Here is a 25223-nt window from a genome sequence, read left to right on the forward strand (position 1 = left end):
TCGACGCGCTTGATGGAGTCGATGCCGAGGTCGGCTTCGACGTCCATGGTGAGGTCGAGCATCTCGGCCGGGTAGCCGGTCTTCTGCGACACGACATCGAGGAGGGCGCCGCGAACGTCGTCGGCGGTGGCGGTGGCGGTCGCCGCGACCGGGGCGGACGGAGCCGTCGCGGTCGTCGCCGTGCGGCTGCCGGTGCCGGGCGTGGTGCTCGTGCCGGGAGTGGTGCCGGTGCCGCCCAGCTCCAGCACGAAGCCGACGATCTCGTTGAGGGTGCGGAGCTCAGCGAGTTGTTCGGGTCCGACGGGGGTGGGGCTGGGGAACCGCTCCTGGAGGAGGCCCATGATCTCGACGCGCTTGATGGAGTCGATGCCGAGGTCGGCTTCGACGTCCATGGTGAGGTCGAGCATCTCGGCCGGGTAGCCGGTCTTCTGCGACACGACGCCGAGGAGGGCGGCGGTGACGGCCTCGGTGCTGATGCCGATGACCGGGACGGAGGCGACGGCCGGTTCGGGGTCCGGCGTGCCGCCGAGGCTGAGTACGAAGCCGACGATCTCGTTCAGGGTGCGCAGTTCGGCGAGTTGCTCGGGGCCGACGGGGGTGGGGCTGGGGAACTGTTCCTGGAGGAGGCCCATGATCTCGACGCGCTTGATGGAGTCGATGCCCAAGTCCGCCTCCACGTCCATGCCGAGGTCGAGCATGTCCGCCGGGTAGCCGGTCTTCTGGGAGACCACGTCGAGCAGGGCCGCCGACACGTCGTCCGCCGAGACCGAGGACGTCGGCCGCGCGGCGGATGTGGGAGCGGGAGTGGTCGGTGCCTCGGAGTGCGCCGTCGGGGCGGCGGTGGCGGGGGCAACCGTGACGGCGGTGACCGTGGCCTCGGGGAGCGCCATCGGTGCGGCGGCGGCCGGCCCCTGGGCGAGCGCCGCCGGTGCGACGGTCGCGCCCGGCTGGACGGTCGGGGTCACGGGAGTCGCCACGGGCAGCTCGGCGACCGGAGCGGCGGAGTCCGCCGGTGCGCCCGCGCCGAGTTCCAACGACGCCAGGTCCCGCAGGATCTCGTTGGCCCGCAGATGCGTGCGCCCGATGGCCAGCCCGTGCTCCTTGACGGAGGCAACGCCCTGGATCACGGAGTCGACCCGGCCCTGCTCGTCGGCCCGCTCCAGGAGCCCCATCATGCGCTGGGCGCTGCTGAGCTGGCCCTTCAGATAGTCGTCGTGCAGGGCCAGGTGGTCGGCGATCAGCGAGGACAGCCGATCCTCGGCCTGTGCGGGGACGGGGGCGGGGTGATGTTCTGCCACGGGCTCGCTCTCCAGGACGTCTTCGGGGAGGGACAGGGCCGCCGGCACCGGCCGCGCGGCGCGCGGCCGCTCGGCCACGGCCGCGGCCGTCGCGGTGGCCGGCACCGGCAGGGGGGCCTTCGCGTCCCGTGGTACCGGCGGCGCGGCCTCGGCCGGCCGGTCCGTGTGGACGGGGCGTGCGGCCGGGTCGGACGGGGAGTCGCCCGGACGCTCGACCCGGTAGCCGTTCTCCAGGGCTTCGCGATACGCGGCCCTGCGGGCGTCGGGCACATGGTTGATGCCGTTGAGCGGCACGGTCATGCCCTTGACGGGCTCGACGGCCGGCGGCTCGGCGGCATAGCCGTCGTCCACCGTCAACGGAAGGCCGAGAACCGCGAGTTGAGCCACGGCGCGCTTGAGGGCGACGTCGGCGTCACCGCCGCTGCCCGGGTCCAGCTGCACCGCGTAGTGCTCGCGCTCGCCGAGGATGCGGTCGACCAGCCGGGTCAGCACGCCCTTCGGGCCGAACTCCACGAACGTACGGAAGCCCGCCGCGTACATCTCCTCGACCCGGTCGGCGAACTCGACGGGCTTGACGAGCTGTTCCACCAGGGTGCGCCGGTTGGCGTCGGCGTCCGAACCGTAGGTGGCGCCGGGCGAATTGGCGAACACCGGACGGCGCGGCGCGCCGATCCCGGCCTCGGCGACCCGGCGTCCGAACTCCTCCACCGCGTGGGCCACGAAGGGGGTGTGGAAGGCCGCGGACACCGGCAGCCGCAGGGCCCGTACGCCGGCCGCGCCCGCCGCCTCCACGAACCGCTCCACGGCCTCGGTGGCACCGCCGACCACGATCTGGTCGGGGGCGTTGCGGTTGCAGACGAGCAACTCGGGGTGCTCGGCGAGTAGTTGACTCGCCTGCTCGGCGAGCGCGGTGACGGCGGCCATGGCGCCGGCGTCGAAGCCGGGCTCGGATCCGGCGCCCCGCGGCGGCGCCATCGCCGCCCCGCGGGCCCGTGCCAGGGCGAAGTACGTGTCGTCGTCGACGGCGCCCGCGGCCCACAGCGCGGCCAGCTCGCCGAAGCTGTGCCCGAGGAACCCGTCGGCATCGAAGCCGAGCCCGGTCAGGTAGCGGTAGTGGCCGGCCGCCAGCGCGCCGATGGCGGGCTGGGCGTACTCGGTGCGGCGCAGCTCGCTCTCCTGGGCCGCGCGGGTCGCCTCGTCGAAGGCCGGCGGCGGGAACGCCACCCGGGACAGCGGCCGTGCGTGCTTCCCGAACGCGGCGTTGGCCCGGTCGAAGGCCGCCCGCAGCGGCGGCAGCGCGAGCACCGCGGCGCGGCCGGGCTCGACGTACTGGCTGCCCTGTCCGGCGAAGAGGGCACCCACCTTGCCCGTGGCGGCGGCCGAGCGGCCGAAGTAGAGGCCCTTGGGGTGCGACCAGGCCTCGGCCGCGGGCCGTGCGCGCAGCTGGGCGGCCGCGAGGGCGCGCAGTTCGGCGAGTTCCGCCTCGGTGCGGGCGACCAGGGCGAGCCGTGGATGGTCGGCGGGAGCCGGGGTGGACACGGGCTCCGCACCGCCCTCCACCGCCCGGACCAGCTCATCCATGTCAGGCGCATGCCATAGGTGAACGCGGCTCACGGGGAACATCACCCGCAGGTCGTCCCCGTCCCCGTGCTCCTCCAGCACCAGGTGGAAGTTGGTGCCGCCGAAGCCGAACGACGAGACGGCCGCCCGGCGCCGAGGACGGCGCGGGTCGCGGATCCAGGGCCGGGTGTGCGTGCCGACGTAGAACGGACTGGTGGGCCAGTCGATCGCGGGGTTCGGCCGCTCCACGTTGATCGTCGGCGGCAGCAGCCTGTGGTGCAGGGCGAGCGCCAGCTTGATCATCCCGGCAGCGCCGGCGGCCGCCTTGGTGTGGCCGATCTGCGACTTCACACTGCCGACGGCGGCGAACTGACGGTCCTCGGTGAACTCCGAGACCACCGCCGAGAGCGCGGAGAGTTCGGTCGCCTCACCGACCGCGGTACCCGTGCCGTGCGCCTCGAACAGCTCGATCGAGTCCGGGGTGACGTCCGCGTCCTCGTAGGCCCGGCGCAGCGCCGCCATCTGCCCCTCCTTGCGCGGGGCGTAGATGGACTTGAACCGGCCGTCGCTCGACGAACCGATGCCCCGCAGGACGGCGTAGATCCGGTTGCCGTCCCGCTCGGCGTCGGCGAGCCGGCGCAGCGCCAGCATGCCGATGCCCTCACCGATGAGGGTGCCGTCCGCGTTCTCGTCGAAGGGGCGGATGCGGCCGGACCTGGAGAAGGCGGGCGTCTTGCTGAAGCACAGGTACATGAAGATGGTGTTCTCGGCGTCGCAGCCGCCCACCAGCATCGTGTCCGAGCGGCGCTCCAGCAGGTCGCCGACCGCGGCCTTGACCGCGCCGAGCGAGCTGGCGCAGGCGGCGTCGATCGTCATGTTGGTGCCGCCGAGGTCGAGGCGGTTGGCGATGCGGCCGGCCACGACGTTGCCCAGCATGCCGGGGAAGGAGTTCTCCTCCCAGGGTGCGAAGGCCAGCTTGAACTTCTCGGCGATCTCGTCGGCGTCCCGGTCGGACAGCCCGCAGCTGCGGACGACCTCCTTGAGGACCGGCGTCTGCAGACGGGCGGAGAGCGGCTGGGTCAGCTGGTTGGCGCCGGTGACACCGAGCACGACGCCGGTGCGTGAGGCGTCGTACCAGCCCTCGTCGGCGCCCGCGTCCTTGAGCAGGTCGCGGGCCACGACGAGGCTCAACAGCTGGAGTACGTCGGTGACTTCGAGGGTGTTGGGCGGGAGCCCGAACTCCAGCGGGTTGAACGGGACGGTGGGGATGAAGCCACCGCGCTTGGAGTACGTCTTGTCGGGTGCGGCGGGGTCGGAGTCGTAGTGCTGCGAGACGTCCCAGTGGGTCGCGGGGACGTCCTCGACGCAGTCCGCGGCCGAGACGACGTTCGTCCAGAACTCGCGCAGGTCGCGGGACTTGGGATACAGAGCGGACAGTCCGACGATCGCGACCGGATCCTTGGCCAGTCGGCGATCGAGGTCGGCGGGGTTCGAAGCGTTCACGGCGAGGCTCTCTTGTCGGACGGGGACGGTCAGACGGCGTGCAGCAACGGTGCGATCACGTCGAGCGAGTCGGGCCGGCTGAGCATCGTGTAGTGGTCGCCCGGACAGACCTGCACGGTCAGTCCGTGCGGGGCGAGCGGCTGCCAGCCGAGCGTGGGATCGCCCGGGACGAGGCTGCGCTCGGCCTTCACCAGCACCAGGGGGAGTGCGGCGGGGGAGGGGTGGTGCGGGGCCGTCAGGCGGTTGTTGCGCAACAGCCCGTCGACATAGGTCTCGTAGAGCTTGCGAAGGCCGGGCAGCGGGGTCTCCGGGAGCAGGGCCCGCGCGGCGACCGCCGCGTCGAGCACCGCGGCGAGGCCCTCATCGGTGCCGCACCCGGCGAGCGCGCCCGGGTCGGGTACGACGCAGCGGCCCCGCTTCGCGCCCAGGTACATGGCGAACCAGCCGAGCAGCAGCTCGGGTTCGAGGGCGTCGTCGGGCTGCTTGTACTCCTCGGTGGGCGCGATGCTGTCCAGGAGCACCAGGCGCTCCGGCCGGCGCTCGGCGGGCATCGCCCCCGTCATGGCGAGCGCCAGGACACCGCCGAAGGACCAGCCCGCCAGGGTGTACGCGGTGGTTGTCGGCTCCAGGTGGCCCAACAGCCCCTGAGCCAGGGCCTCCACGGTCGTCGCGGCCCGCCCGCCGGTCAGCGCCGCCTCCGCGTAGGAGGGGACGGCACCCAGGTCGAGCACGGTCAGGCCGTCGCCCTCCGGCAGGGCGTCGGCCAGGCCCCGGTACACCTGTGCCGCGAGCGCGCCGGGGTGGACGACGTACACCGTCCGGTGGCCGGGGGCGGCGGCGCGGAACGCCCGGGCGACCGGCGGCCGCACATCACGCGGCCGCACGCTGCGCGCTCTCCTCGGCTATGTAGGCCGCCAGCTCCTTGACCGTCGGGTGGTACCAGAGGGTCGTCGTGCTGAGCTCGAAACCGAGCCAGTTCTCCATCTCCCCGGCGAGGATGAGCGCCTCGGTCGAGTCCAGGTCCAGTTCGTCGAAGTACACCTCGCGCGAGACCTCGCCGGTCGCCACGCCCAGACGGTGGGCGATCTTCTCGATCAGCCAGTCCTCGGCCTCACGAGCGGTCACTACGGCCATGGTCGGTCGTCCTTCCCTGAGAACACGGGAATGCCCCGGGATTTGAGAGGCACGCCATTTCCTGCGAATACCGCGGGTAACAAGGACGGCAACTCATCAGTAAGTTGTCGTCGCGCGGAACGGAGCCCAATGGGGCATCAATGGTTCAGACATTTAGTTCGCTGGTTCGCCGAAGACTTCGGAGTGGCCGCCCGAAGCACGCAGGCCACAGTCTTGCCACGTTCCCGAATCCCGAACAACCGCTCTTCCGGAGAGTGGAAAGAAATCCGGGTTGACGGACGTGGACCTGCGCACGGCTAAAGTGTCCGGCGGGTGAAGGACCGAGGTGCGGCGCCGGATTACTACTGGTGGCGTGCCTGCGCCTCGCGTCGGAAGGCGCCGGGGGTCGAATTCACCCGTCGTGTGAAGAACTTGCCGAAGTTGGTCACTTCGGAGAATCCGAGCTGCCGGGCGATGGCGCTCAGGGGCAGGTCCGTGTGGACCAGGAGGCGGCGCGCCTCCAGGGCGACCCGGGCGTCGATCACGTCCTTGGTCGAGGTGCCCGCGACGGCGCGGCAGGCCCGGGCCAGGGCGCGTGTGCTGCAGTTGAGGGCGGCGGCGTAGTCCTCCACCAGCCGGGTGGAGCGGTACGAACGGTCCAGTTCGTCACGGAACTTCAGGAAGAGCTCGCCGTGGTCGCCGCCGAAGGTGTCGGGTTCTGTGTCCTTGTGGCGGAGCCGGCACGTCTGGTCGATGTGGAGCAGCACGACGGCCAGCAGATGCTTCAGGAGCTCCTGGCCCCGGCCCCGGTCCGGCCGCTCGAACTCCTCCTGAAGAAGCCTCAGGACCCCGCGCAGCGCCGTGTGTTCGTTGCTCGTCAGCTGCCAGTGGGAGGGGCGCAGCACGTCGTCGAGCATCCCCGTTCGGGCGCCCAGCCGCAGTGGGAAGTTCTCCGTGAACATCACGACGTCGGCGTCCATGCCGGACGGCGCGAAGCACTGGACCACCTGGTTCGGCCGGGTCCACAGCAACGTGCCCGGACGGCAAGGGAATCGGGTGGAGTCGATCGAGTAGCTCCCGGTCCCCTCCGTGACCAGAACGATCTGGTGGAAGTCGAGCCGGTGCGGGGCGGAGCGGAAGTCCGCGGAGACCGTGCCGCGCAGCTCGCCCAGGGTCGTCGTCGCCAGGCCGAGGCGCGGTCGGCAGGCGGGGGAGTAGGGGATGACGGGGATCCGTAACGATGCGAAATCGACCATGAACGTTCCGGGATCGACCTTTCAATGGCCACTTGAGGGTTCAATGATAGAGGCGGTCGCCCGGTGCCAGGTCACTTCTGGTGCACACAAAAGTCAACACGCACCCATGCCGTGCTTCACGCGCTCATGGCGTGAAGGTGAAGGGAATCAGAACGGGATGACCGCTCCCCGCTCCGCCGCTCCGGAACGCTCAGTCGTCGATCGGACGCTCAGCATCCTCGGCGCCTTCGACAAGGACAATCGCACTCTCACGCTCAGCGATATCAGCCGCCGCTCGGGGCTGCCCGTCGCCACGGTCCACCGCATTGTGAACAAACTCCACGGCTGGGGTGCTTTGGAGCGGTGTGCCGACGGCGGATACAGCATCGGACTGCGTCTGTGGGAGACGGCCGTACTGGCGCCGCGCTCCTCCGCCCTGGCCGCCGCCGCGCAGCCGCACCTGGTCGCGCTGCACGGGCAGACCTCGCTCGCCACGACCCTCGCGATCCGCGACGGCGGCGAGAGCATCTGCCTGTCGTTCGTCTCCAACGACGCGGACGCCGTGGCCTGTTACGGCGGTCCCGGCCGCCGGCTGCCGCTGCACGCCACGGCCGTGGGGCTGGTGCTGCTCGCCCACGCCGGTGACCTCGTCCAGAAGGAGGTGTGCGCCGGCCCGCTGCGCCCGTACACGCGGCACACGATCACCAGCGGCACGCTCCTGAAACGCTGTCTGGCCAAGGTCGGACGGGAGGGCCACGCGGTCGTCCACGGCGCGCTCACCGAGGGCCGGGGCGGCTTCGCGGTCCCCGTGCGCGACGGGCGCGGCGTCGTGGTCGCCGCCGTGGGGGTGGTCGGGGCGGTCGACGTCATCCGGCCGGCGCGGCTGGCACCCCAGGTCCGTGCCGTGGCCGACGCCGTCTCCCGGTGCCTGAGGGCGGACCGTCCGCGGGTCGCGGAGGTCGGCGCCTGACAGGGCGGGGCGAGTCCCAAGACCGGCGCCCGAGTGGGGCGGGCGCCGGTCGTGCGTGGGGGGACGTGCGCGGGGCAAGGCCTTGGGCTTCGCACGGGGCGAGCGCGGCGGTGTAAACGCTCTCATGCTTCCCCGTGCGACCGCGCTGCACACGGTGAGCAAAAGGTATGGCGAAATGGTTCACGTGGCCGCCCCCGCACCGCCGGTCTCAGCAGTCCCGGAACTCCGGTGACTGGTTGAGGATCTGGGCGCGCGGCGAGGTGAACCGGGTGTGCGTCGAACCCCCGCGCGACTCGGGGCGGAAGGCCGCGACCCGGTGGCAGTTCTGGAACGCGAGCGCGACACCGAAATGGCGCTCCAGGCTGCCCCGGATCGCGTCACTGGACAACGCGCGCAGCAACTGCCCGCGTTCCCGCTCCGAGGGCGGCGGGGTCTGGTTGTCGGCGAACTCGGCCTCACCGCCGCGCAGTTCGGCGGTGAGACGGGCGATGAGGTCGTAGGCGTACGGCAGGGACGTGCGGACCGTGGTCACGAAGTCCTCCTCCCGCACCGGGCCGTTCTCGGCTTCGGCGAGCAGCTGCGGGGAGACGTCGAGCGACATGAAGAAGTGTCCTGTCTGTTGTTCGGGTGGATACGTGGGGGACAGTCGCGAGCGGTGGTCAGGCGAGGGCGGCGAACGCCTGTGGCCCGGGCCGGAATTCGGGATCGACCTGGGTGGCGAGCTCCAGCCCCGTGGCCGCGTCGGCCCAGGCGGCAGCGTTGCGCAGATGGAACTCGACGGCGTGCCGGTGGAAGGCGGCCCAGTCCTTGGGCCGCGCGTCGACGGCCGTGCGCAGCCGGTCCAGGGCGCGCGCGTTGTGCGGCTCCAACTCACCGTGGTCCCGGCCCTGCTCCTGGGCGCGCACGAAGGGCGACAGCAGGCAGTGGGCGAGTAGGTCGCCCCCGACGTGGGCGCGCAGGAAGTCCAGGTCGTCCTCGCCGGTGACCTTGTTGCCGACCACGGCGACCGGGACGCCGAACTCGGCCGCGTGGTCGCGGTATTGCCGGTACACCGACAGGCTCTTCAGGGTCGGCTCGACGACCAGGAAGGTCAGGTCGAAGCGGGTGAACAGACCGGAGGCGAAGGCGTCGGCGCCGGCCGTCATGTCGACCACGACGTACTCGCCGGGACCGTCCACCAGATGGTTCAGGTACAACTCGACCGCGCCGAGCCTGGAGTGGTAACAAGCCACCCCGAGATCGCTCTCGTCGAACGCGCCCGTGACCATCAGCGGCACCCCGCCGACCACCCGGACATGCCGGGAGTGGAGCTCGTCGTCCCCCAGGAGGCGCAGCAGCCGCGAGCCACGGCCCGGCGGGGTCGTCTTGACCATGGCGTCGCGGGACGGGATGCGCGGGTTCGTACCCCTCAGATAGTCCTTGATCTCCCCGGTCCGCGTGCTGAGCGGCGGGCCCGCGAACGGTTCCTCCTCGCCGAGCCCGAGGGCGTGCGCCAGGTGCTGGTTGATGTCGCCGTCGACGGCGACGACCGGCGCGCCGCATCGCGCCAGATGACGTGAGAAGAGGGCCGACAGGGTCGTCTTGCCGCTGCCGCCCTTGCCGACGAATGCCACACGCATGACCAACCCCCCTTGTTGAAAATGGATGTCATGATCACATGTTGGTGAGGGTCCGACGCCGTGTCAAATCGGCGGGCGCCCCCGGCGGGTCGCGCCGCCGCGGCGAACTCCGTGGTCCCACGCGGCGAACTCCGCGGTCCCGTGGGTGTGGTCCGGGCCCGGCCGGGTACGCGAGCAGGGCCGCGCCGCCCGCCACGGGTCCGGAGCGGTCCGTACCACCGCCGCTACCAGGGGATACGCCATGGAGACACCCGCCTACGACTACTTCCCGACGCCCGCCCAGCAGGCGCTCGACGCGCTGGCCGTGAACGCCGAGGACCCGGCCGCCCTGGACACGCTCGCGAGCAGCGACGTGCTCATCCCCGTGCCCGACGACGCGTCGGACGCGGACGCCGCCGACCCCTCGGCGGTGGCCCTGCCCGTGATGGACCGGCCCGGAGGCCAATCGGTCGTACCCGTGTTCACCTCGGAGGGGGCGATGGCCGACCTGCTGCCGTTCGTCTCCCGCTACCGACTGGTCCCGCTGGGCGCCCTCGCCTCGCAGTGGCCCGACGACGACCTCGCCCTCGCCATCGACGGCAGCTCCGCCCACGCCCTGACCCTCACCTCGGAAGGCGTCCGCACGCTCCTGGCCCGCCCGACGGGCTGAACGGGGCCCGGCTGCCGCACGCGGGCGGCCCGACCCGGCGGTACGCCCGCCGGGTCCGGTTCAGAATGGCCGCATGGAATGGATCTCCGGCGTGGCCGGGGCGCTGTTGCTCGCAGTGGTCCTCAGCAGCATCCTGCGCACGCTCGTGGTGCCCCGCGGCCTGTACTCCGGGCTGGTGTTCCGCCTGTGGTGGACGCTGCGCCGACTGCTGCGCCTCACCAGCCCCCGCGGCGGCTACGAGAACATCGACCGCGCGCAGACCTGGCTCGCCCCGCTGATGCTGATCGGCACGCTCGCCAGCTGGCTCGGCGGCGCCCTCCTCGCCTTCGGCCTGCTCCTGTACGCGGTGTCCCCGCTGTCCTGGTCCAACGCCTTCCGCGAGGCCGGCTCCAGCATGTTCACCCTCGGCTTCGCCAGCGGCAACCGGCTCAAGCTGTCGGTCCTCGACTTCGTCGCGGCGGCCACCGGACCGGTCGTCATCGCCCTGCAGATCGCCTACCTGCCCACGCTCTACGCCGCCTACAACCGCCGCGAACTGGAGGTCACCCTCCTTCAGTCCCGGGCCGGCGAACCCTCCTGGGGCCCCGAGATCCTGGCCCGGCAGTGGCTCGTCGACACCGAGACCGCCCTGCCCGAGCTGTACCGCTCCTGGGAACGGCTCGCCTCGGACATGGGCGAGAGCCACTCCACGTACCCGATCCTGCTGACCTTCCGCTCCCCACGCGCGCACCGCAGCTGGCTGGTCGGTCTGATCGCGGTCATGGACGCGGCGGCCATGCAGCTGGCGCTCGCGCCGCGCAGCGCCCCGCCGGAGGCCCGGCTGGTGCTGCGCGCGGGGTTCAGCGCGCTGCGCGACATCGCCCGCGCCCTGCGCATCCCCTTCGACGCCGACCCGCGGCCGGACGCCGCCCTGCAGCTGACCCTGGTCGAGTTCGACGCGGCGGCGGCGATGCTGGAGGCGGCGGGCTTCAGATCCGAGCGCACCGTCGAGGAGGCGTGGCCGCAGTTCCGCGGCTGGCGGATCAACTACGAGACGATCGCCTACGAACTGTGCCGCCGCTGCGACGCCGTACCCGCCCTGTGGACCGGTCCGCGCGACTTCGCCGCGAGCCCCATCCCGCCCCGGCGCCCGGCGGACCGCCGTCCCGGCGAAGGTCGGCCGGAACTGCCCCCTGCCAGGGGGTAGTGCACCCGGTTCCGGAGGGAAGATCCCAGCGAAGGACGCTAAGGACAGGGATGGCGAGAGGGGCGGATGATCGTGAGGGTCGTCCTGCTGGGCACGGCCGCCGGCGGCGGATTCCCGCAGTGGAACTGCGCCTGCGTGCTGTGCGTGGCCGCCCGGGACGGCAAACTGCCCTCCCGCACCCAGGAATGCGTGGCGCTCAGCGGCAACGGACGCGACTGGTGGCTGCTCAACGCCTCGCCCGACATCCGTACCCAGCTCAACGCGGCCCCGGTCCTGTGGCCCGGGCCCGGACCGCGCGACACCCCGCTGCGGGGCGTCCTGCTCACCGACGCCGAGGCCGACCATGTCACCGGCCTGACCGTGCTGCGCGGGGCGGCCGGCCTGAAGGTGTACGCGGCCCCGCCGGTCCGCGCCGCGCTCGCCCCCGCACGCGTCGCGCTCGACCGCTACGCCCCCTGGGAATGGGCCGACAGCCTGGCCGACGGCGGGTTCGTGCTGGCCGGCGGGCTGGTGGTCACCGCCCACCCGGTGGGCACCAAGGTGCCGAAGTACGTACCGGTCGCCGGGTCGCCGGAGCCGGACGACCGCTGGGTGACGGCCTACCGTGTCGAGGACCTGTCCACCGGAGGGGTCCTGGTGTACGCGCCCTGCGTGTCCGCCTGGTCGCCGGTGCTGGACGAGTTGTGCGCCTCGGCCGACTGCGTGCTGCTGGACGGCACGTTCTTCGGCGCCGACGAGATGGGCACGGCCGTGCGACCGGGTGCCGGGCAGGCGGAGATGGGGCACCTTCCGGTCATCGGACCGAACGGCAGCCTCGCCGCGCTGCAACGCCACCCCGGCGCGCGCCGGATCTACACCCACCTCAACAACACGAACCCGCTGCTCGACCCGGCATCGGTGGCCCGCGCGCAGGTGGCCGAAAAGGGTGTGCAAGTCCTGCCGGACGGGGCCGAGTTCAAGGTCTGATCAGCTGTACTGCCGGCCCGGCGCCTGCTACTCGGCCGGCTCTTCGAGCATCCGGGCCAGTACTCCGCGCTGCAGCGGCAGTACCTCCGTGTGCAGGTCGCGGCCCTTGCGGGTGAGGGCGACCCAGACGCCGCGCCGGTCCTCCGCACAGACGGACCGCTCCACCAGGCCCTCCCGCTCCAGCCGTCCGATCAGCCGGGACAGCGCGCTCTGGCTGAGGTGGACCCGCCCCACCAGGTTCTGCACGCGGTACTGGTCACCCTCCCGGAGCGACTCGGAGGCCAGGATGTCGAGCACCTCGAAGTCGCTCGCGCCCAGCCCGTGCGGATGCAGTGCCCGGTCGATCTCGCACATCGTGCGCGCGTGCACCGACAGGATGTCCCGCCAGCGCTGCTCCAGCAGGCCCTCGGCCGTCTTGACTGCCATACCCGCACGGTAACACCGATTCAGCCAATTGTTGAGCGTGCAACTAGTGCGGGTGCGGGCGGTCGTCGGGCCTCAGGCCACCGGGTCCTGGATGAGCCCCAGCAGGTTGCCGTCGGCGTCCTTCACGGAGGCGATCAGCTTGCCGCCGCCGACGTCCGTCACGTCCTGGAGCGTCTCGGCGCCGGCCTCCAGCAGGGCCGCGAGCCGGGTCCGGATGTCGGAGACGTGCCAGTACGGAACCGGCCCGGTCATGCCCTTGGCGTGCCCGTTCGGGTCGAGACCGATCTCCTGCCCGGCGGTCCGGAAGCCGACGTAGTACGGCGCGTCGGCGTAGGGCTCGACACCCAGCGCGGCGGTGAACAGGGCCTTCGCCCGGTCCAGGTCCTTGACGGGGTAGATGATCGTCTGCAGGCCGGTGGTCATGGAACTCACTCCTTCGCAGGATGGACGCCGACACGTTCCGTCGGCGCTTTCACGCTAGGTCCTGCGACCACGCCACGGCTTCTCCGATCCTGACCGCTTGGCACCCGCTTCGGCCATCGCCGAGCCCGCGCCGACCGGGCCCGGCCGTACGGGGGTGACCGGGCTGTTCCGCCTGTTCCGGCCGCCGGGGGCGAACGGGCGCCCGTCATGGGGCCGTTCGGTCCCGGACAAGGGCCGCGGAGTCCCGGGCGTGGCGGCTTCGAGTGCGGGACAGTGGGAATTCGGGGTACGAGGAGGCTCGGACGGAGGCGACGAGATGTTGAGGACTCCCGTCGGTGACAGGCGCCTGGACATCCTGGAGTGGCTGAAGGACCCGGCCGCCCACTTCCCTTCCCCACGTCATGCCGACCCCGCCGAGGACGGCGTCACCGCGCGTGCGGTCGCCGCCAAGCTGGGCGTGTCCCGCCGCGTCGCCGACACCCACCTCGGCCTCCTCACCCGCATCGGCCTGCTCCGCACCAAGAAGATCCGGCACCGCACGTATTACCGGCGCGACGAGGTCCGCATCGCCGAGGTGGCCCGGATGTTCGAGAAGGGCTGGTAGGGCTGATAGGGCTGGTGGGGGAGCGGGCCCGGCCCGGCCGCCTGCCGCGGGGGCGCTGACCGGGCTGCGGTACCTGCTCGGCGTGCTGGAGGCGATCGGCTCACGAACGCGGTGAAGTACGCGAAGTGACCCCGGTGGACACCCGCCGGTAGCCTGTGGCCCGGCCGCGAGCGCTCGGCAGGGGCCGAACAGGAGACGTACGAGGATGACCGCCCCGGAAGCAGAGAGCCTCCGTGTCCGCCCCACCCCACCACGCCGGTCGGCCTGGCGTGCCCAGCTACCGGTCGTGGGGGTGGTCGCACTCGGCGGGGCCCTCGGCGCCACCGCCCGTTATGCCCTCTCCCTGGCCTGGCCCACCTCGATCGGGGGCTTCCCGTGGGCCACTTTCCTGATCAACGTCGTCGGCTGTGCCGTGATGGGCGTGCTCATGGTGCTCATCACCGAGGTGCGGACCGTCGACCGACTGGTGCGCCCCTTCTTCGGCACCGGCGTGCTCGGCGGCTTCACCACGTTCTCGACGTACGCCGTCGACGTGCAGCAGCTCGCCGACGACGGCCACCCGGCCGAGGCGCTCGTCTACCTAGCCGCGACCCCCCTCGCGGCGCTCACGGTGGTCTGGCTCGCGTCGGCCACGGCCCGCCGCGTCCTGTCCGGGAGGCGACGGCGACCGGGCTCGCCCGCCGCGCCGCTCGGTGCGAGCGAGGCGGACGAATCGGGCGAAACGGTCACCGGAGGTAAGAAGTCGTTGTGAACTGGCTGTTGGTCGTACTGGGGGCCGTGGTCGGCGCCCCGCTGCGCTATCTGACCGACCGCGCCGTTCAGTCGCGGCACGACTCGGCGTTCCCCTGGGGCACTTTCGTGGCGAATGTCACCGGCTGTCTCGTTCTCGGCCTGCTGACCGGCGCGGTCTCCGTGGGCGCGGCCGACGCTCACCTGCGGCTTTTGGTGGGCACCGGGCTGTGCGGGGCCCTGACGACCTACTCGACGTTCTCGTACGAGACGCTGAAGCTGACCGAGACCGGTGCGGGGCTCTACGCTGCGGCCAACGCCGTCGCGAGCGTGACGGCGGGTCTGGGTGCGGCCGTCGGCGGCGTGGCGCTCGCCGAGGTGTTCTGGGCGTAGGCACACCGCGGATGTCCGGGCATACTTGCTTCGTCTACAGCGCTGTCGACCAAGTCTCCGGAAGGCCGGGCCTTCGGGAGACCGGCCTCGGGGAGACCGGATCTCGGAAGTCGGGCTTTTGGAAGGCCGGCCCGCGCAAGGCATCCTCGGAAGACCGCATCGCCGGCACATCGACCCTCACCACGCCGCATCCCGGAACAACGCACCCCCCGCAGAAGACCACACCGCCCGAAGACCACCTCGTCAGAACTGGATCCTATGAGCGCCATCTCCGTCGGTCAGGCCGTCGTCCTCGGAGTCGTCGAGGGGGTGACCGAATTCCTCCCCGTGTCCTCCACCGGTCACCTCAAGATCACCGAGGGGCTCATGGGCATCCCCGTCGACGACAAGTCCGTCGTCGGGTTCTCGGCGGTCATCCAGGTCGGCGCCATCGCCGCCGTGCTCGTGTACTTCTTCAAGGACATCGTGCGGATCGTCTCCGCCTGGGGCCGTGGCCTGCGCAACCGCGAGGAGCGCCAGCACCACGACTACAAGTTCGCCTGGTGGGTGATCTACGCGACGATCCCGATCGTCCTGGTGGGCCTGGCCGCCAAGGACCTCATCGACGGTCCGCTGGCCTCGCTCTGGGTGGTCGCGGGCTCGCTGATCGTCGGCAGTGGTGTGATGTGGGCGGCGGACCAGATGGGTCGCCACAAGCGTGGTGAGGACGACACCTCGTTCAAGGACGCGATGCTGGTCGGCTGCTCGCAGATCCTCGCCCTGCTCTTCCCCGGCTTCTCCCGCTCCGGTGCCACCATGTCCACCGCGCTCATCCTGGACCTGGACCGCGTCGCCGCCACCCGCCTCTCCTTCTTCCTCGGCATCCCGGCCCTGACCGGCGCCGGCCTGTACGAGCTCAAGGACGCCCTCGGCGCCGGCGTGGGCGCCGCCCCGCTGGTCGTCGGCACGGTGGTCTCCTTCGTCGTCGCGTACGCCTCCATCGCCTGGCTGCTGAAGTTCGTCGCCAAGCACAGCTTCAACGCGTTCGTGATCTACCGGATCGTGGTGGGCCTGGCGCTCTTCGGGCTGCTGACCGGCGGGGTCATCGACAGCTGAGCGACTCCGCTCCCGACACGGGGTGCGATGCCTGCATTCAGGCGTCGCACCCCGTGAATGTTTTCTTTCCACCGGTCTTGACAGTTCCCTCCCGCAACCCGCACGATCGCACCGTGAACCTGTCAGACAGCCAGACAGGTGGCCGGGCCCCTCGGCGCGTCAGCGCCATGGAAGCGGTGCTCGCCCACCTCCGCGGAGCCATCGAGCGCGGCGAGTACGCCATCGGCGACAAGCTGCCCTCCGAGGCGGAGCTCTGCCGCACCCTTGAGGTCTCCCGGCCCGTGCTGCGCGAGGCCCTGCGGGCGCTGCAGACGATGGGCCTGACCGTCTCCCGGACCGGCAAGGGCACCTTCGTCGTGGCCGGGGCCGTCGAAGACCCCACCTTCGGCGACTACGCGGCCAGCGATCTGCTGGAGGTGCGCCGTCACATCGAGATCCCGGTCGCCGGGTACGCGGCCGCGCGCCGTACGCCCGAGAACCTGGACCACCTGGCCCATCTGCTGGACCGGATGGAGCGGGAGACGGACACCACCGCCTGGGTCGCGATGGACACCCTCTTCCACCTCGCCGTGGCCGAGGCCGCCCAGAACCCGGTGTTCCGCCGGGTCATCGAGGAGATCCGCGACGCGCTGGCGCGTCAGTCGGCCTTCCTCAACGAGCTCGGCGGCCGCCGCGAGCAGTCCAACCGGGAGCACCGGGCGATCGTCGAGGCGCTGGTCGACGGCTGCGAGCACGACGCGGTCCAGGCCATGAGCCACCACCTCGACCGCGTCGAGACGACCCTCACCGACATCGTGCGCCCCACGCGCGCGGACACTCCCACGGAAGGCGGACCCGAGGCGTGAGCGAGCAGTTCCTCATCCGCCGACGTGTTCCAGATCGTCCTGAACCCTGCCACCCGCTCTTCCGGCGGAAGACCCAGCAGGGCGAGCTCACCCGGCCCGGCCACCGACTGCCGGGTTCCCCCTGGACCGAACTCGTGACGCCGGCCTTCCCGGCCGCCGTCCTGGTCCTCATGTACGCCGACGGCGGCGCCGGACGCACCACCGTGCTGTGCCTGCCGCTGATCGTCGGAGCGCTGGTCGCGGGCTGGTACGCCATCCGCGGCCGTGTGGCGCGCAAGTCCACCGGAGCCGACGCGTGAAACCCGTGTCGGTCCACTCCCACCCACCAGTGATCCGGGCAGTCATGTACAGCAGTTCACCCGCGGACGCACCCCTTGTCCGTGAGCCCCTCCACGCTCCCGTCGCCCACCTGATACGCGGCGGGGTCGTGGAGGGCATCCACTACGGTTCCGTCGTCGTCCTCGGTGTCGACGGCCAGGTCCAGTTCCAGCTCGGCGACATCGAGGCCGCCTTCTACCCGCGTTCCGCCCTCAAGCCCGTGCAGGCCGTGGCCATGCTGCGGGCCGGGCTGCCGCTCGACGGCGACCTGCTGTCGCTGGCCGCGGCGAGCCACTCCGGCGAGGAACGCCACCTCGCCGGCACCCGGCGGATCCTTCAGCTGGCCGGCCTCGCCGAGGACGACCTGCGCAACGTCCCCGACATGCCCTTCGACCCGGTCGTCCGGGACGCCTGGGTGCGCGAGGGTCGACCGCCCTCCCGCCTCGCCCAGAACTGCTCCGGCAAGCACGCGGCCATGCTCTGGACCGCGAAGCTGGCCGGCTGGTCCCTGGACGACTACCTCGACCCGGCCCACCCCCTCCAGCAGGCGATCGCGGCGACGGTCGAGGACCTCACCGGGCAGCGCGTCGCTCGGGTGACGGTCGACGGCTGCGGCGCCCCGCTGTTCTCCATCTCCCTGCACGGCCTGGCCCGGGCCCTCGCGCGTATCACCACGGCCGCGCCGGGCACCCCCGAGGCGCGGGTCGCGGACGCGATGCGCGCACACGCCGAGATGGCCTCCGGCGCCGGCCGGGACGTGGCCGCGCTGATGCGCGCCGTGCCCGGGCTGCTCGCCAAGGACGGCTTCGAGGGCGTCCAGGTCGCCGCCCTGCCCGACGGCCGGGCCGTCGCCGTCAAGATCGCCGACGGTGCGAACCGCGCCCGCGTCCCGGTGGCCGCGTCCGCCCTCGCCCGGGCCGGCGTCGACCCCGCCCTGCTCACCGAGTTCGCGGGCGAACCCCTGCTCGGCGGCGGGCAACCGGTCGGCTGCGTCCGTCCGGTGCGCGCCCTGGACGCGGTGCCGCTGACGGCCTGCGCGTAGGGCTCCGCCGGTTCGACACGTTCTTCGTCCGCGGGCCGTCCGTCTCTGTCCGCGGGTCGTCCGTGGCTGGTCGCGCCGTTCCCCGCGTCCCTTTGGGGGCGCTCGTCCGCCGGCGGTCTGCGTGTAGTGCTCCGCCGGTTCGGCCGGTTCTTGGTCTGCGGGTCGTCCGTGGCCGGTCGCGCAGTTCCCCGCGCCCCTTCGGGGCGCTCGTTCTCACCCCTCAGAAAGAAGCCGCACCCTCATGACGACCGCCGCCACTCGAAGTGAGCACGACCTGCTCGGCGACCGCGACGTCCCCGCCGACGCGTACTGGGGCGTGCACACCCTGCGCGCCACGGAGAACTTCGCCATCACCGGCACCCCGATCTCCGCCTACCCGCATCTGATCGACGCCCTGGCCGCCGTCAAGGAGGCCGCCGCCCTCGCCAACGAGGAACTCGGCCTGCTGGAGCCGAGGAAGGCGGCCGCGATCGTCGCCGCCTGCCGGGAGATCCGGGCCGGCGAGCTGCACGACCAGTTCGTCGTGGACGTCATCCAGGGCGGGGCCGGCACCTCGACGAACATGAACGCGAACGAGGTCATCGCCAACCGGGCGCTGGAACTGCTCGGCCACGAGAAGGGGCAGTACCGGCACCTGCACCCCAACGAGGACGTCAACCTCGGTCAGTCCACCAACGACGTCTACCCGACCGCCGTCAAGGTCGCGACCGTCTTCGCCGTGCGCGGGCTGCTCAAGGCGATGGCCGTGCTCCAGGACACCTTCGCCCGCAAGGCCGTCGAGTTCCGCGACGTCCTGAAGATGGGGCGCACCCAGCTGCAGGACGCGGTGCCGATGACGCTGGGGCAGGAGTTCTCGGCGTACGCCGTCATGCTCGACGAGGACCGCAGCCGGCTCGCCGAGGCGGTCGAGCTGATCCACGAGATCAACCTGGGCGCCACCGCGATCGGCACCGGGCTCAACGCCCCCGCCGGATACGCCGAGTCCGCCCGCCGCCACCTCGCCGACATCACCGGGCTGCCCCTGGTGACCGCGGCCAACCTGGTCGAGGCGACCCAGGACTGCGGCGCCTTCGTCCAGATGTCCGGCGTGCTCAAGCGGATCGCCGTCAAGCTCTCCAAGAGCTGCAACGACCTGCGCCTGCTGTCCTCCGGTCCGCGCGCGGGCCTCGGCGAGATCAACCTGCCGCCGGTGCAGGCCGGTTCGAGCATCATGCCCGGCAAGGTGAACCCCGTGATCCCCGAGGTGGTCAACCAGGTCGCCTTCGAGGTGATCGGCAACGACGTCGCCATCACCATGGCCGCCGAGGCCGGGCAGCTCCAGCTCAACGCCTTCGAGCCGATCATCCTGCACTCCCTCTCGGAGAGCATCACCCACCTGCGGAGCGCCTGCGTGACGCTCGCCGAGCGCTGCGTGGCCGGCATCACCGCCAACACGGCGGCGCTGCGCGCGACCGTGGAGAACTCCATCGGCCTGGTCACCGCCCTCAACCCGCACATCGGGTACACGGCGGCCACCGACATCGCCAAGGAGGCCCTCGCCACCGGCCGTGGGGTCGCCGAACTCGTCCTGGAGAAGGGCCTGTTGCCCGCCGAGACCCTCGCGGACCTGCTCCGTCCCGAGATCGTCGCGGGCAGCACCGCTCCCGCCGCCTGACCTGCGTACACCCACCCGCGACCACGCGCCCGAACCGGCTCGGAGGCACAATGGTGATCATGACAACGACGTCGTCCCTCGCCTTTCTGCCGGTCCTGGAGCGCATCGCGGAGGAGATCGAGCGGACGCCCGGCCGCGGGCGTCCCGCCGACTACATCCCGGCGCTCGCCGCCTGCGATCCGCGCCGCTTCGGCATGGCCGTCGCCGAACTGGACGGGACGGTGTACGGGGTGGGGGACTGGCGGCAGCCGTTCTCGACGCAGTCCATCACCAAGGTGTTCACCCTCGCCCTCAGCCTGGCCCGCGAGGGCGACGAGCTCTGGGAGCACGTGGGCCGCGAGCCCTCCGGCAACCCGTTCAACTCCCTGATCCAGCTGGAGTACGAGAACGGCATCCCGCGCAACCCGTTCATCAACGCGGGCGCGCTCGTCGTCACCGACCGGCTGCAGACCCGTACCGGCGACGCGGCCGGTGAGCTGCTGGCCTTCCTGCGGACCGAGAGCGGCAACCCGGAGCTCGACTTCGACCAGGAGGTCGCCGCCTCGGAGTCCGCGCACGGCGACCGCAACGCCGCGCTCGCCCACTTCATGGCCTCCTACGGCAACATCGACAACGACATCCCGGTCCTGCTCGACCAGTACTTCCGCCAGTGCTCCGTCGAGGCATCCTGCGCCGACCTCGCCCTGGCCACCTCCTTCCTGGCCCGGCACGGCATCCGCGCCGACGGCACCCGGCTGCTGACCCGCAGCCAGGCCAAGCAGGTCAACGCGGTGATGCTGACCTGCGGGACGTACGACGCGGCGGGCGACTTCGCCTACCGGGTCGGGCTGCCCGGCAAGAGCGGGGTCGGCGGCGGGATCATCGCGGTCGTACCGGGGCGGTGCACGCTGTGCGTGTGGAGCCCCGGACTGGACGAACGCGGGAACTCCGTCGCGGGTGTGGCCGCCCTCGACCGGTTCACGACCCTGACCGGACTGTCCGTGTTCTGAGACCGGACTCACACTCCGGTCACGCGCAGGCCGCTCTCCAGAGGGCGGCACGTCGCTTTCCGGCCACCCGGCCTTGACACGCTTTCCGAGTGTTGGCCATGGCTTTTCCCGTCGATCTCCGCCGCTGCCAGATACTGGGTCTGGCCGGTACCGCCTCTCTCGCCCTGGGCGGTGAGACGGCCGGAGCGCTACCCGTCCGGGAACTGCTGGCCCCCGCCTCCGCCCAACGGGCCCTCGGCCTGGTCGGGGTGTACTTCGGCGTCGTCCTGCTGATAGCGGCCTGGCTGCTGCTCGGACGCCTGGTCCGCGGCTCCGAGCCGCCGACCCCGCGCTCCCTGCTGCTCGTGCTCGGCGTCTGGGCGGCCCCGCTGCTGCTCGCGCCCCCGCTGTTCAGCCGGGACGTGTACAGCTACCTCGCGCAGGGCGCCATGGTCGACGCGCACATGGACGTGTACGCGCACGGGCCGGCGCAATTGGGCGGACCGCTGGCCGACGAGGTCGCCCCGGTCTGGCAGAACACCGCCGCCCCGTACGGCCCGGCCTTCCTCGCCGTGGCCTCCGCGCTGTCCGGCCTCACCCGCGGTGAACTGCCCGCGGGACTCTTCGGGATGCGGCTCGTCGCCCTCCTCGGGGTGGCGCTGATGGCGGCCGCCCTGCCCCGGCTGGCCCGGCACAGCGGCGCGGACCCGGCCGCCGCCCTGTGGCTGGGCGCCCTCAACCCGCTCGTCCTGCTGCACCTGGTCGCGGGCGCCCACAACGACGCGATCATGCTCGGGCTGCTCGGCGTCGGACTGGCCGCGGCCCTGGGCCGCTGGCCCGTCCTGGGCGCCGTCCTCGTCACCCTGGCCGCCCTGGTCAAGGCTCCCGCCGCGCTCGGCCTCCTCGCCGTCGTGGCGGTCCAGGCGCGCGCGGGCCGCCACCCGTTGCGCGCCGTCCTCACGACGACGGCCGCCGCCGCCGCGACCACCGCGGTGGCGACGGCCGTCGCCGGTACGGGCTACGGCTGGATACGCGCCCTGGACACCCCGGTGTCCCCGCACAACTGGGCGCTCACCAGTCTGTTGGGCCGCGCCACCGGCGCGCTCCTCGACCACCTGGGCAGCGACCTCGCGCCGCTCGCCGTCCCGGCCTGGCACCTGCTGGGCCTCGCGGTCACCGCCGTCGCCGTCCTGTTCATATGGCTGCGGCTCCGCCTGAGACCGGTGTACGCGCTCGGCCTCAGCCTGCTGACGGTGGCCGTGTTCGGCCCGGCCATCCGCCCCTGGTACGTGCTGTGGGGGCTGTTCCTGATCGCGGCCGCCGCGCCCAACACGTCGGTACGACACCGGGTGGCGGCCCTGGCCGGAGTGCTTGCGCTCGCCGTCCTGCCGAGCGGAGGCCCCGCCGACACGGGGCAACTGGTGCTCGCCGTCTCCGGAGGTGTCCTCGGCGTGGTCGTCCTGTGGCAGGCCCATCAGGCGGCGCAGGCCCCGGCGCTAGGACGGACGGCATGAGCCGGCCCCGTACCGAACGAGGGCGCCTGGCCCTCGTCCTCGTCCTCGCCGCCGCCGTCACGGTCTTCACGGCGACCGTGCCGCTGCTGCGCGACTGGTTCGACCTGCGCGTCTACTACGGGACCGTGGACGCCTGGGCCCACCACGGCGGCCGGATCTACGACTACCTGGTGCCCGGGACGACGTACGGCTTCACCTACCCGCCGTTCGCCGCGGTCGGCATGCTGCCGATGGCGGTGCTGGGCTGGCACGCGGCGGTCGTGGTGGCGCTGCTGCTCAACCTGGTCGCGCTGGCCGTGGTCCTGCGTGTGCTGGCCGGACCCGAGTGGCGCCGGTACGGCTGGTACGGCTGGTCCCTGGCCGCCTGCGCTCTCGCCCTGTTCGAGCCGCTCCGCGACACCTTCAGCTTCGGCCAGGTGAACGTCCTGCTGCTGGCGCTCGTGCTGGGCGACTGTCTGCTTCTGGCGACCGGGCGGGGCCGTTGGGCGGGCGCCGGGATCGGCCTCGCCGCCGCGATCAAACTCACCCCGGCCGTCTTCATCGGACTGCTGCTGCTCGCCCGCCGGTGGGGGGCCGCCGCTGTCGCCACCGCCGTGGCGATCGGCGCGACGGCGCTCGCGGCCTGGGTCGATCCGGGAGCCTCGCGCTTCTACTGGACCAAGGCGCTGTGGGACACCAGCCGGGTGGGCCGGCTCGACTACGTCTCCAACCAGTCGCTGCAGGGCGTGCTGGCCCGGCTGGGCGAACCCGGCCGCCCGTTCTGGGCGGCGGCCGTCCTGCTCGTCCTGTGCGTGTGGGCGTGGCGGGTGCACCGGGCCGTGGAGGCGGAGGACTGGATTGCCGCGTTCGCGCTCACCGGTCTGACGGCCTGTCTGATCAGCCCGATCACCTGGGTGCACCACCTGGTGTGGCTGCTGCCGTCCTTCGCCGTGCTGGTCCGCGCGGGCCACGCGCGGGTCGCGGGCGTCCTGTACGCGCTGATGTGCACGAGTGTGGTGTGGCTCTGGTTCGAGGACGCGGGCGGCATCGACGGGTTCCTCGGCAGCAACACGTACACGTGGATCACGCTGGGGCTGCTGCTGGGGCTGCCGACGGGTCAGTCGCGCGACGCCCTACCGTTCTTGCCCCGCAGTGCCAGCACCAGCGCTCCGGCGCCGAGCCCGGCGGCGCCGGCGATGACACCGGTGTCGGGCCAGTCGGACTCCCCGTCCTGACCGGTCGTCGCGGCGGCCGCCACCGCCGCGGCGGCACTGGGCCGGGCCGCGCTGCGCAGGCCGTCCAGCGAGCCCACCGGTTCGACGCGGCCGGCCGCCCCGAAGCCCCAGTCCAGCAGCCCGCGGGCCTCCTCGTAGACGGTCAGCCCGCCGTCCTCCTGGGGGTTCATCACCGTGACCACGAGCGTGCGTCCGCCCCGGCGGGCGGCGGCGACGAGCGTGTTGCCGGCCTCGCTGGTGTAGCCGTTCTTGATGCCGATCAGACCCGGGTACCGCGCCACGCCGTCCTCGCCGGTCAGCAGCCGGTTGGTGTTCTCGATGCCGAACGTCCCCGCCTCGCCGGGGAACTGGGCCGAGGCGGTGGAGCAGTAGCGGGCGAAGTCCGGGTTGCGCAGCCCGGCCCGGCCGAAGACGGCCAGGTCGTAGGCCGAGGAGACCTGGTCGGGCGCGTCGTAGCCGTCCGGGGAGACGACATGGGTGTCGCGGGCGCCCAGGTCGCGGGCCTTGGCCTGCATCCGGGTCACCGTGGTGTGCCAGCCGCCGTTGAGGGAGGCCAGCACGTGCACGGCGTCGTTGCCGGAGCTGAGGAAGACTCCCCGCCACAGGTCGGCCACCCGGTAGGTGTGCCCCTCTTCGACGCCGACCAGGCTGCTGCCTTCGCCGACGCCCGCCAGCTCCTCCGCCCGCACCGTGTGCTGGACGCCGCCGGGCAGGGTCGGGAGCACGGTGAGGGCGAACAGGGTCTTCAGCGTGCTGGCGGGGGGCAGCTTGCGGTGCGCGTCGTGCGCGGCCAGCACGTCGCCGGTGCCGGCGTCGGCCACCAGCCACGACAGCGCGGAGACGTCCGGGACCTCGGGCGCCCCGGGCAGTGGCCTGACCTGCGTACCGGACCGGTAGAGGACCGACGGCTGCGGCACCGTCGCCCCGGTGCGGGGGCCGGCGGCGGCGGGCGTGATCATCAGGACGCCCGCCACCCCGAGGGCGCAGGTCGACACGAGCACCCGGGAAGAGAATCCGATCGTCATATGATCAACCTAGAAACGGAGCCGTCGTGCGGCGCGGTGCCCGGGCCGGACGGTGGACGCGAGCAACCCGGATGCCGCACTGGCGGGGCGGGACGCGGGCCCGCATCGGGTGCGACCGCCGTCATCACTCCCTAGGCTCGGCGTTGCCGTACCGATGCCTGTGAGGTGGAGTGTCCTCATGACCACAGCCCGGGACCTGACGTTCACCGCCATGGACGTGTCGCCCAGCCGCCCCGTGGAACAGGGGGACCTGTCGCTCGCGCTGGCGGGAGCCGAGCTGATCGACCTCCTCACCGGCGAGGCCGTCACGCTGGACGACGACCTGATCGTGCCCGGTATGCGGGTGGCCACGGCCGACCGTCTGCTGGGGCAGGCCGACGAGGCGCTGGTCCGGGAGCGGCCGTACGAGTCGGTCGAGGACTGGCTGTGGCGCCGGGGCCGTGGCCTGGCCTCGGCGTATGTGGCCGCCTTCGAGAAGGAGGGGCAGCTCGCGCGGCAGCGGCACCGCTGGCTGCCGTTCCGGGAGGGGCGCACGGAACTGGCCGACTCGCCCGACCGCCACGCGGCGGCTGACCGGTGGGCCTCGCGGGAGCCCGTCCTGGTGGCCCTGGCGGCGGCCGTCGGGATCGGTGAGAAGACAACCGGGGACACCTCGGGGGTGGAGAACGCGGACGTGGAGACCGTGCTCGCCACGGTCGACGACGCGCTCCTGGAACTGGAGGCCGTACGGCAGCGGCGCGCCATCGAGAAGGCCGCCTTCGACAACGTCTGGCGCGGCGAGTGACGAGCGGGCCCACCTCCCGGCCCGGTGCGCGAAGGCGCGGTCTTGAACCGGCGATGAACTTCGTGGGCCCCAACCACCGTGCGTGTGGCG

At 72.2% G+C, this 25223-nt stretch carries 24 protein-coding genes and 1 pseudogene; 16 read left to right on the forward strand and 9 right to left on the reverse strand.

Annotated elements, in window-relative coordinates; all coding sequences use genetic code 11:
- The 4 genes from ACWGKT_RS36145 to ACWGKT_RS36160 form a co-directional block, all read right to left on the reverse strand.
- On the reverse strand, positions 1-4361 hold a 4361-nt coding region (locus ACWGKT_RS36145; RefSeq protein WP_453276967.1), incomplete at its 3' end, for a beta-ketoacyl synthase N-terminal-like domain-containing protein.
- Positions 4362-4390: 29 nt separating this feature from the next.
- Positions 4391-5245 (reverse strand): thioesterase domain-containing protein, encoded by an 855-nt coding sequence (locus tag ACWGKT_RS36150; RefSeq protein ID WP_453276968.1) that lies wholly within the window; start codon positions 5243-5245, stop codon positions 4391-4393.
- The gene (locus ACWGKT_RS36155) at positions 5232-5495 is read right to left on the reverse strand and encodes an acyl carrier protein (protein WP_235451968.1); all 264 of its coding nucleotides are present in this window, start codon (positions 5493-5495) and stop codon (positions 5232-5234) included. The genes ACWGKT_RS36150 and ACWGKT_RS36155 overlap by 14 nt, the downstream gene beginning before the upstream one ends.
- A 341-nt stretch (positions 5496-5836) precedes the next feature.
- The gene (locus ACWGKT_RS36160; RefSeq protein WP_453276969.1) at positions 5837-6730 is read right to left on the reverse strand and encodes an AraC family transcriptional regulator; all 894 of its coding nucleotides are present in this window, start codon (positions 6728-6730) and stop codon (positions 5837-5839) included.
- 157 nt (positions 6731-6887) lie between these two features.
- Between ACWGKT_RS36160 and ACWGKT_RS36165 the strand changes: the two genes are divergently transcribed.
- The gene (locus ACWGKT_RS36165; RefSeq protein ID WP_453276970.1) at positions 6888-7679 is read left to right on the forward strand and encodes an IclR family transcriptional regulator; all 792 of its coding nucleotides are present in this window, start codon (positions 6888-6890) and stop codon (positions 7677-7679) included.
- Between the two features lie 208 nt (positions 7680-7887).
- Here ACWGKT_RS36165 and ACWGKT_RS36170 read toward each other — a convergent pair whose 3' ends face one another.
- Positions 7888-8280, reverse strand: coding sequence for an SCO5389 family protein (locus tag ACWGKT_RS36170; protein WP_453276971.1), 393 nt, complete (start codon positions 8278-8280; stop codon positions 7888-7890).
- A gap of 58 nt (positions 8281-8338) precedes the next feature.
- A complete protein-coding gene (locus ACWGKT_RS36175; RefSeq protein WP_453276972.1) occupies positions 8339-9298 on the reverse strand; it encodes an ATP-binding protein in 960 nt (319 codons plus the stop codon).
- A 241-nt stretch (positions 9299-9539) separates the two neighbouring features.
- On the opposite strand from ACWGKT_RS36175, the gene ACWGKT_RS36180 reads away from it, so the two are divergent.
- The 3 genes from ACWGKT_RS36180 to pqqB all read left to right on the forward strand — a co-directional run bounded on the left by ACWGKT_RS36180 (position 9540) and on the right by pqqB (position 12099).
- Positions 9540-9947, forward strand: a complete 408-nt coding sequence (locus ACWGKT_RS36180) for an SseB family protein (RefSeq protein ID WP_356148244.1) — start codon at positions 9540-9542, stop codon at positions 9945-9947.
- Between the two features lie 73 nt (positions 9948-10020).
- Positions 10021-11133 carry a hypothetical protein gene (locus tag ACWGKT_RS36185; RefSeq protein ID WP_453276973.1) on the forward strand — a complete coding sequence of 371 codons (1113 nt, stop codon included), beginning with the start codon at positions 10021-10023 and terminating at the stop codon, positions 11131-11133.
- Between the two features lie 66 nt (positions 11134-11199).
- A complete protein-coding gene (gene pqqB / locus ACWGKT_RS36190; RefSeq protein WP_453276974.1) occupies positions 11200-12099 on the forward strand; it encodes a pyrroloquinoline quinone biosynthesis protein PqqB in 900 nt (299 codons plus the stop codon).
- Positions 12100-12126: 27 nt separating this feature from the next.
- Here pqqB and ACWGKT_RS36195 read toward each other — a convergent pair whose 3' ends face one another.
- The gene (locus ACWGKT_RS36195) at positions 12127-12525 is read right to left on the reverse strand and encodes a MarR family winged helix-turn-helix transcriptional regulator (protein ID WP_356148253.1); all 399 of its coding nucleotides are present in this window, start codon (positions 12523-12525) and stop codon (positions 12127-12129) included.
- A 72-nt stretch (positions 12526-12597) separates the two neighbouring features.
- Positions 12598-12948, reverse strand: coding sequence for a VOC family protein (locus tag ACWGKT_RS36200; protein WP_453276975.1), 351 nt, complete (start codon positions 12946-12948; stop codon positions 12598-12600).
- A gap of 316 nt (positions 12949-13264) precedes the next feature.
- On the opposite strand from ACWGKT_RS36200, the gene ACWGKT_RS36205 reads away from it, so the two are divergent.
- From ACWGKT_RS36205 to ACWGKT_RS36255, 11 genes and pseudogenes are all read left to right on the forward strand, one after another.
- A complete protein-coding gene (locus tag ACWGKT_RS36205) occupies positions 13265-13552 on the forward strand; it encodes an ArsR family transcriptional regulator (protein ID WP_356148259.1) in 288 nt (95 codons plus the stop codon).
- A 205-nt stretch (positions 13553-13757) separates the two neighbouring features.
- A complete protein-coding gene (gene crcB, locus ACWGKT_RS36210; protein WP_453276976.1) occupies positions 13758-14303 on the forward strand; it encodes a fluoride efflux transporter CrcB in 546 nt (181 codons plus the stop codon).
- Complete coding sequence (gene crcB, locus ACWGKT_RS36215; RefSeq protein ID WP_453276977.1) at positions 14300-14674, forward strand: fluoride efflux transporter CrcB; 375 nt, start codon at positions 14300-14302, stop codon at positions 14672-14674. Before crcB (ACWGKT_RS36210) ends, crcB (ACWGKT_RS36215) begins: the two co-directional genes overlap by 4 nt.
- A gap of 258 nt (positions 14675-14932) precedes the next feature.
- Complete coding sequence (locus ACWGKT_RS36220; RefSeq protein ID WP_453276978.1) at positions 14933-15769, forward strand: undecaprenyl-diphosphate phosphatase; 837 nt, start codon at positions 14933-14935, stop codon at positions 15767-15769.
- A gap of 167 nt (positions 15770-15936) precedes the next feature.
- A complete protein-coding gene (locus ACWGKT_RS36225) occupies positions 15937-16614 on the forward strand; it encodes a FadR/GntR family transcriptional regulator (protein ID WP_453277021.1) in 678 nt (225 codons plus the stop codon).
- A 47-nt stretch (positions 16615-16661) separates the two neighbouring features.
- Positions 16662-16913: pseudogene (locus ACWGKT_RS36230) on the forward strand (amino acid permease); the annotation flags it as partial.
- 44 nt (positions 16914-16957) lie between these two features.
- Positions 16958-17974, forward strand: a complete 1017-nt coding sequence (locus ACWGKT_RS36235; RefSeq protein ID WP_356148271.1) for an asparaginase — start codon at positions 16958-16960, stop codon at positions 17972-17974.
- Positions 17975-18215: 241 nt separating this feature from the next.
- Positions 18216-19628, forward strand: a complete 1413-nt coding sequence (gene aspA / locus ACWGKT_RS36240) for an aspartate ammonia-lyase (RefSeq protein WP_453276979.1) — start codon at positions 18216-18218, stop codon at positions 19626-19628.
- 50 nt (positions 19629-19678) lie between these two features.
- The gene (locus tag ACWGKT_RS36245) at positions 19679-20617 is read left to right on the forward strand and encodes a glutaminase (RefSeq protein WP_453276980.1); all 939 of its coding nucleotides are present in this window, start codon (positions 19679-19681) and stop codon (positions 20615-20617) included.
- Between the two features lie 98 nt (positions 20618-20715).
- Positions 20716-22110, forward strand: a complete 1395-nt coding sequence (gene mptB / locus ACWGKT_RS36250) for a polyprenol phosphomannose-dependent alpha 1,6 mannosyltransferase MptB (protein ID WP_453276981.1) — start codon at positions 20716-20718, stop codon at positions 22108-22110.
- The gene (locus tag ACWGKT_RS36255; protein WP_453276982.1) at positions 22107-23324 is read left to right on the forward strand and encodes a glycosyltransferase 87 family protein; all 1218 of its coding nucleotides are present in this window, start codon (positions 22107-22109) and stop codon (positions 23322-23324) included. Before mptB ends, ACWGKT_RS36255 begins: the two co-directional genes overlap by 4 nt.
- Here the strand turns inward: ACWGKT_RS36255 and ACWGKT_RS36260 are convergent.
- Positions 23207-24349 carry a D-alanyl-D-alanine carboxypeptidase family protein gene (locus ACWGKT_RS36260; protein ID WP_453276983.1) on the reverse strand — a complete coding sequence of 381 codons (1143 nt, stop codon included), beginning with the start codon at positions 24347-24349 and terminating at the stop codon, positions 23207-23209. The genes ACWGKT_RS36255 and ACWGKT_RS36260 overlap by 118 nt on opposite strands.
- Before the next feature lie 178 nt (positions 24350-24527).
- Between ACWGKT_RS36260 and ACWGKT_RS36265 the strand changes: the two genes are divergently transcribed.
- Positions 24528-25133 carry a GOLPH3/VPS74 family protein gene (locus tag ACWGKT_RS36265; RefSeq protein WP_356148289.1) on the forward strand — a complete coding sequence of 202 codons (606 nt, stop codon included), beginning with the start codon at positions 24528-24530 and terminating at the stop codon, positions 25131-25133.
- The last annotated feature ends 90 nt before the right edge of the window (positions 25134-25223 follow it).

The organism is Streptomyces sp. NPDC054794, from assembly GCF_053611585.1.

Bases quoted from the DNA above. Each gene is read 5' to 3' on its own strand.
- ACWGKT_RS36155 (WP_235451968.1), bottom strand. From the start codon at position 5,495: ATGGCCGTAGTGACCGCTCGTGAGGCCGAGGACTGGCTGATCGAGAAG.
- ACWGKT_RS36160 (WP_453276969.1), bottom strand. From the start codon at position 6,730: ATGGTCGATTTCGCATCGTTACGGATCCCCGTCATCCCCTACTCCCCC.
- ACWGKT_RS36165 (WP_453276970.1), top strand. From the start codon at position 6,888: ATGACCGCTCCCCGCTCCGCCGCTCCGGAACGCTCAGTCGTCGATCGG.
- ACWGKT_RS36170 (WP_453276971.1), bottom strand. From the start codon at position 8,280: ATGTCGCTCGACGTCTCCCCGCAGCTGCTCGCCGAAGCCGAGAACGGC.
- ACWGKT_RS36175 (WP_453276972.1), bottom strand. From the start codon at position 9,298: ATGCGTGTGGCATTCGTCGGCAAGGGCGGCAGCGGCAAGACGACCCTG.
- ACWGKT_RS36180 (WP_356148244.1), top strand. From the start codon at position 9,540: ATGGAGACACCCGCCTACGACTACTTCCCGACGCCCGCCCAGCAGGCG.
- ACWGKT_RS36185 (WP_453276973.1), top strand. From the start codon at position 10,021: ATGGAATGGATCTCCGGCGTGGCCGGGGCGCTGTTGCTCGCAGTGGTC.
- pqqB (WP_453276974.1), top strand. From the start codon at position 11,200: ATGATCGTGAGGGTCGTCCTGCTGGGCACGGCCGCCGGCGGCGGATTC.
- ACWGKT_RS36195 (WP_356148253.1), bottom strand. From the start codon at position 12,525: ATGGCAGTCAAGACGGCCGAGGGCCTGCTGGAGCAGCGCTGGCGGGAC.
- ACWGKT_RS36200 (WP_453276975.1), bottom strand. From the start codon at position 12,948: ATGACCACCGGCCTGCAGACGATCATCTACCCCGTCAAGGACCTGGAC.
- ACWGKT_RS36205 (WP_356148259.1), top strand. From the start codon at position 13,265: ATGTTGAGGACTCCCGTCGGTGACAGGCGCCTGGACATCCTGGAGTGG.
- crcB (WP_453276976.1), top strand. From the start codon at position 13,758: ATGACCGCCCCGGAAGCAGAGAGCCTCCGTGTCCGCCCCACCCCACCA.
- ACWGKT_RS36220 (WP_453276978.1), top strand. From the start codon at position 14,933: ATGAGCGCCATCTCCGTCGGTCAGGCCGTCGTCCTCGGAGTCGTCGAG.
- ACWGKT_RS36225 (WP_453277021.1), top strand. From the start codon at position 15,937: ATGGAAGCGGTGCTCGCCCACCTCCGCGGAGCCATCGAGCGCGGCGAG.
- ACWGKT_RS36235 (WP_356148271.1), top strand. From the start codon at position 16,958: ATGTACAGCAGTTCACCCGCGGACGCACCCCTTGTCCGTGAGCCCCTC.
- aspA (WP_453276979.1), top strand. From the start codon at position 18,216: ATGACGACCGCCGCCACTCGAAGTGAGCACGACCTGCTCGGCGACCGC.
- ACWGKT_RS36245 (WP_453276980.1), top strand. From the start codon at position 19,679: ATGGTGATCATGACAACGACGTCGTCCCTCGCCTTTCTGCCGGTCCTG.
- mptB (WP_453276981.1), top strand. From the start codon at position 20,716: ATGGCTTTTCCCGTCGATCTCCGCCGCTGCCAGATACTGGGTCTGGCC.
- ACWGKT_RS36255 (WP_453276982.1), top strand. From the start codon at position 22,107: ATGAGCCGGCCCCGTACCGAACGAGGGCGCCTGGCCCTCGTCCTCGTC.
- ACWGKT_RS36260 (WP_453276983.1), bottom strand. From the start codon at position 24,349: ATGACGATCGGATTCTCTTCCCGGGTGCTCGTGTCGACCTGCGCCCTC.
- ACWGKT_RS36265 (WP_356148289.1), top strand. From the start codon at position 24,528: ATGACCACAGCCCGGGACCTGACGTTCACCGCCATGGACGTGTCGCCC.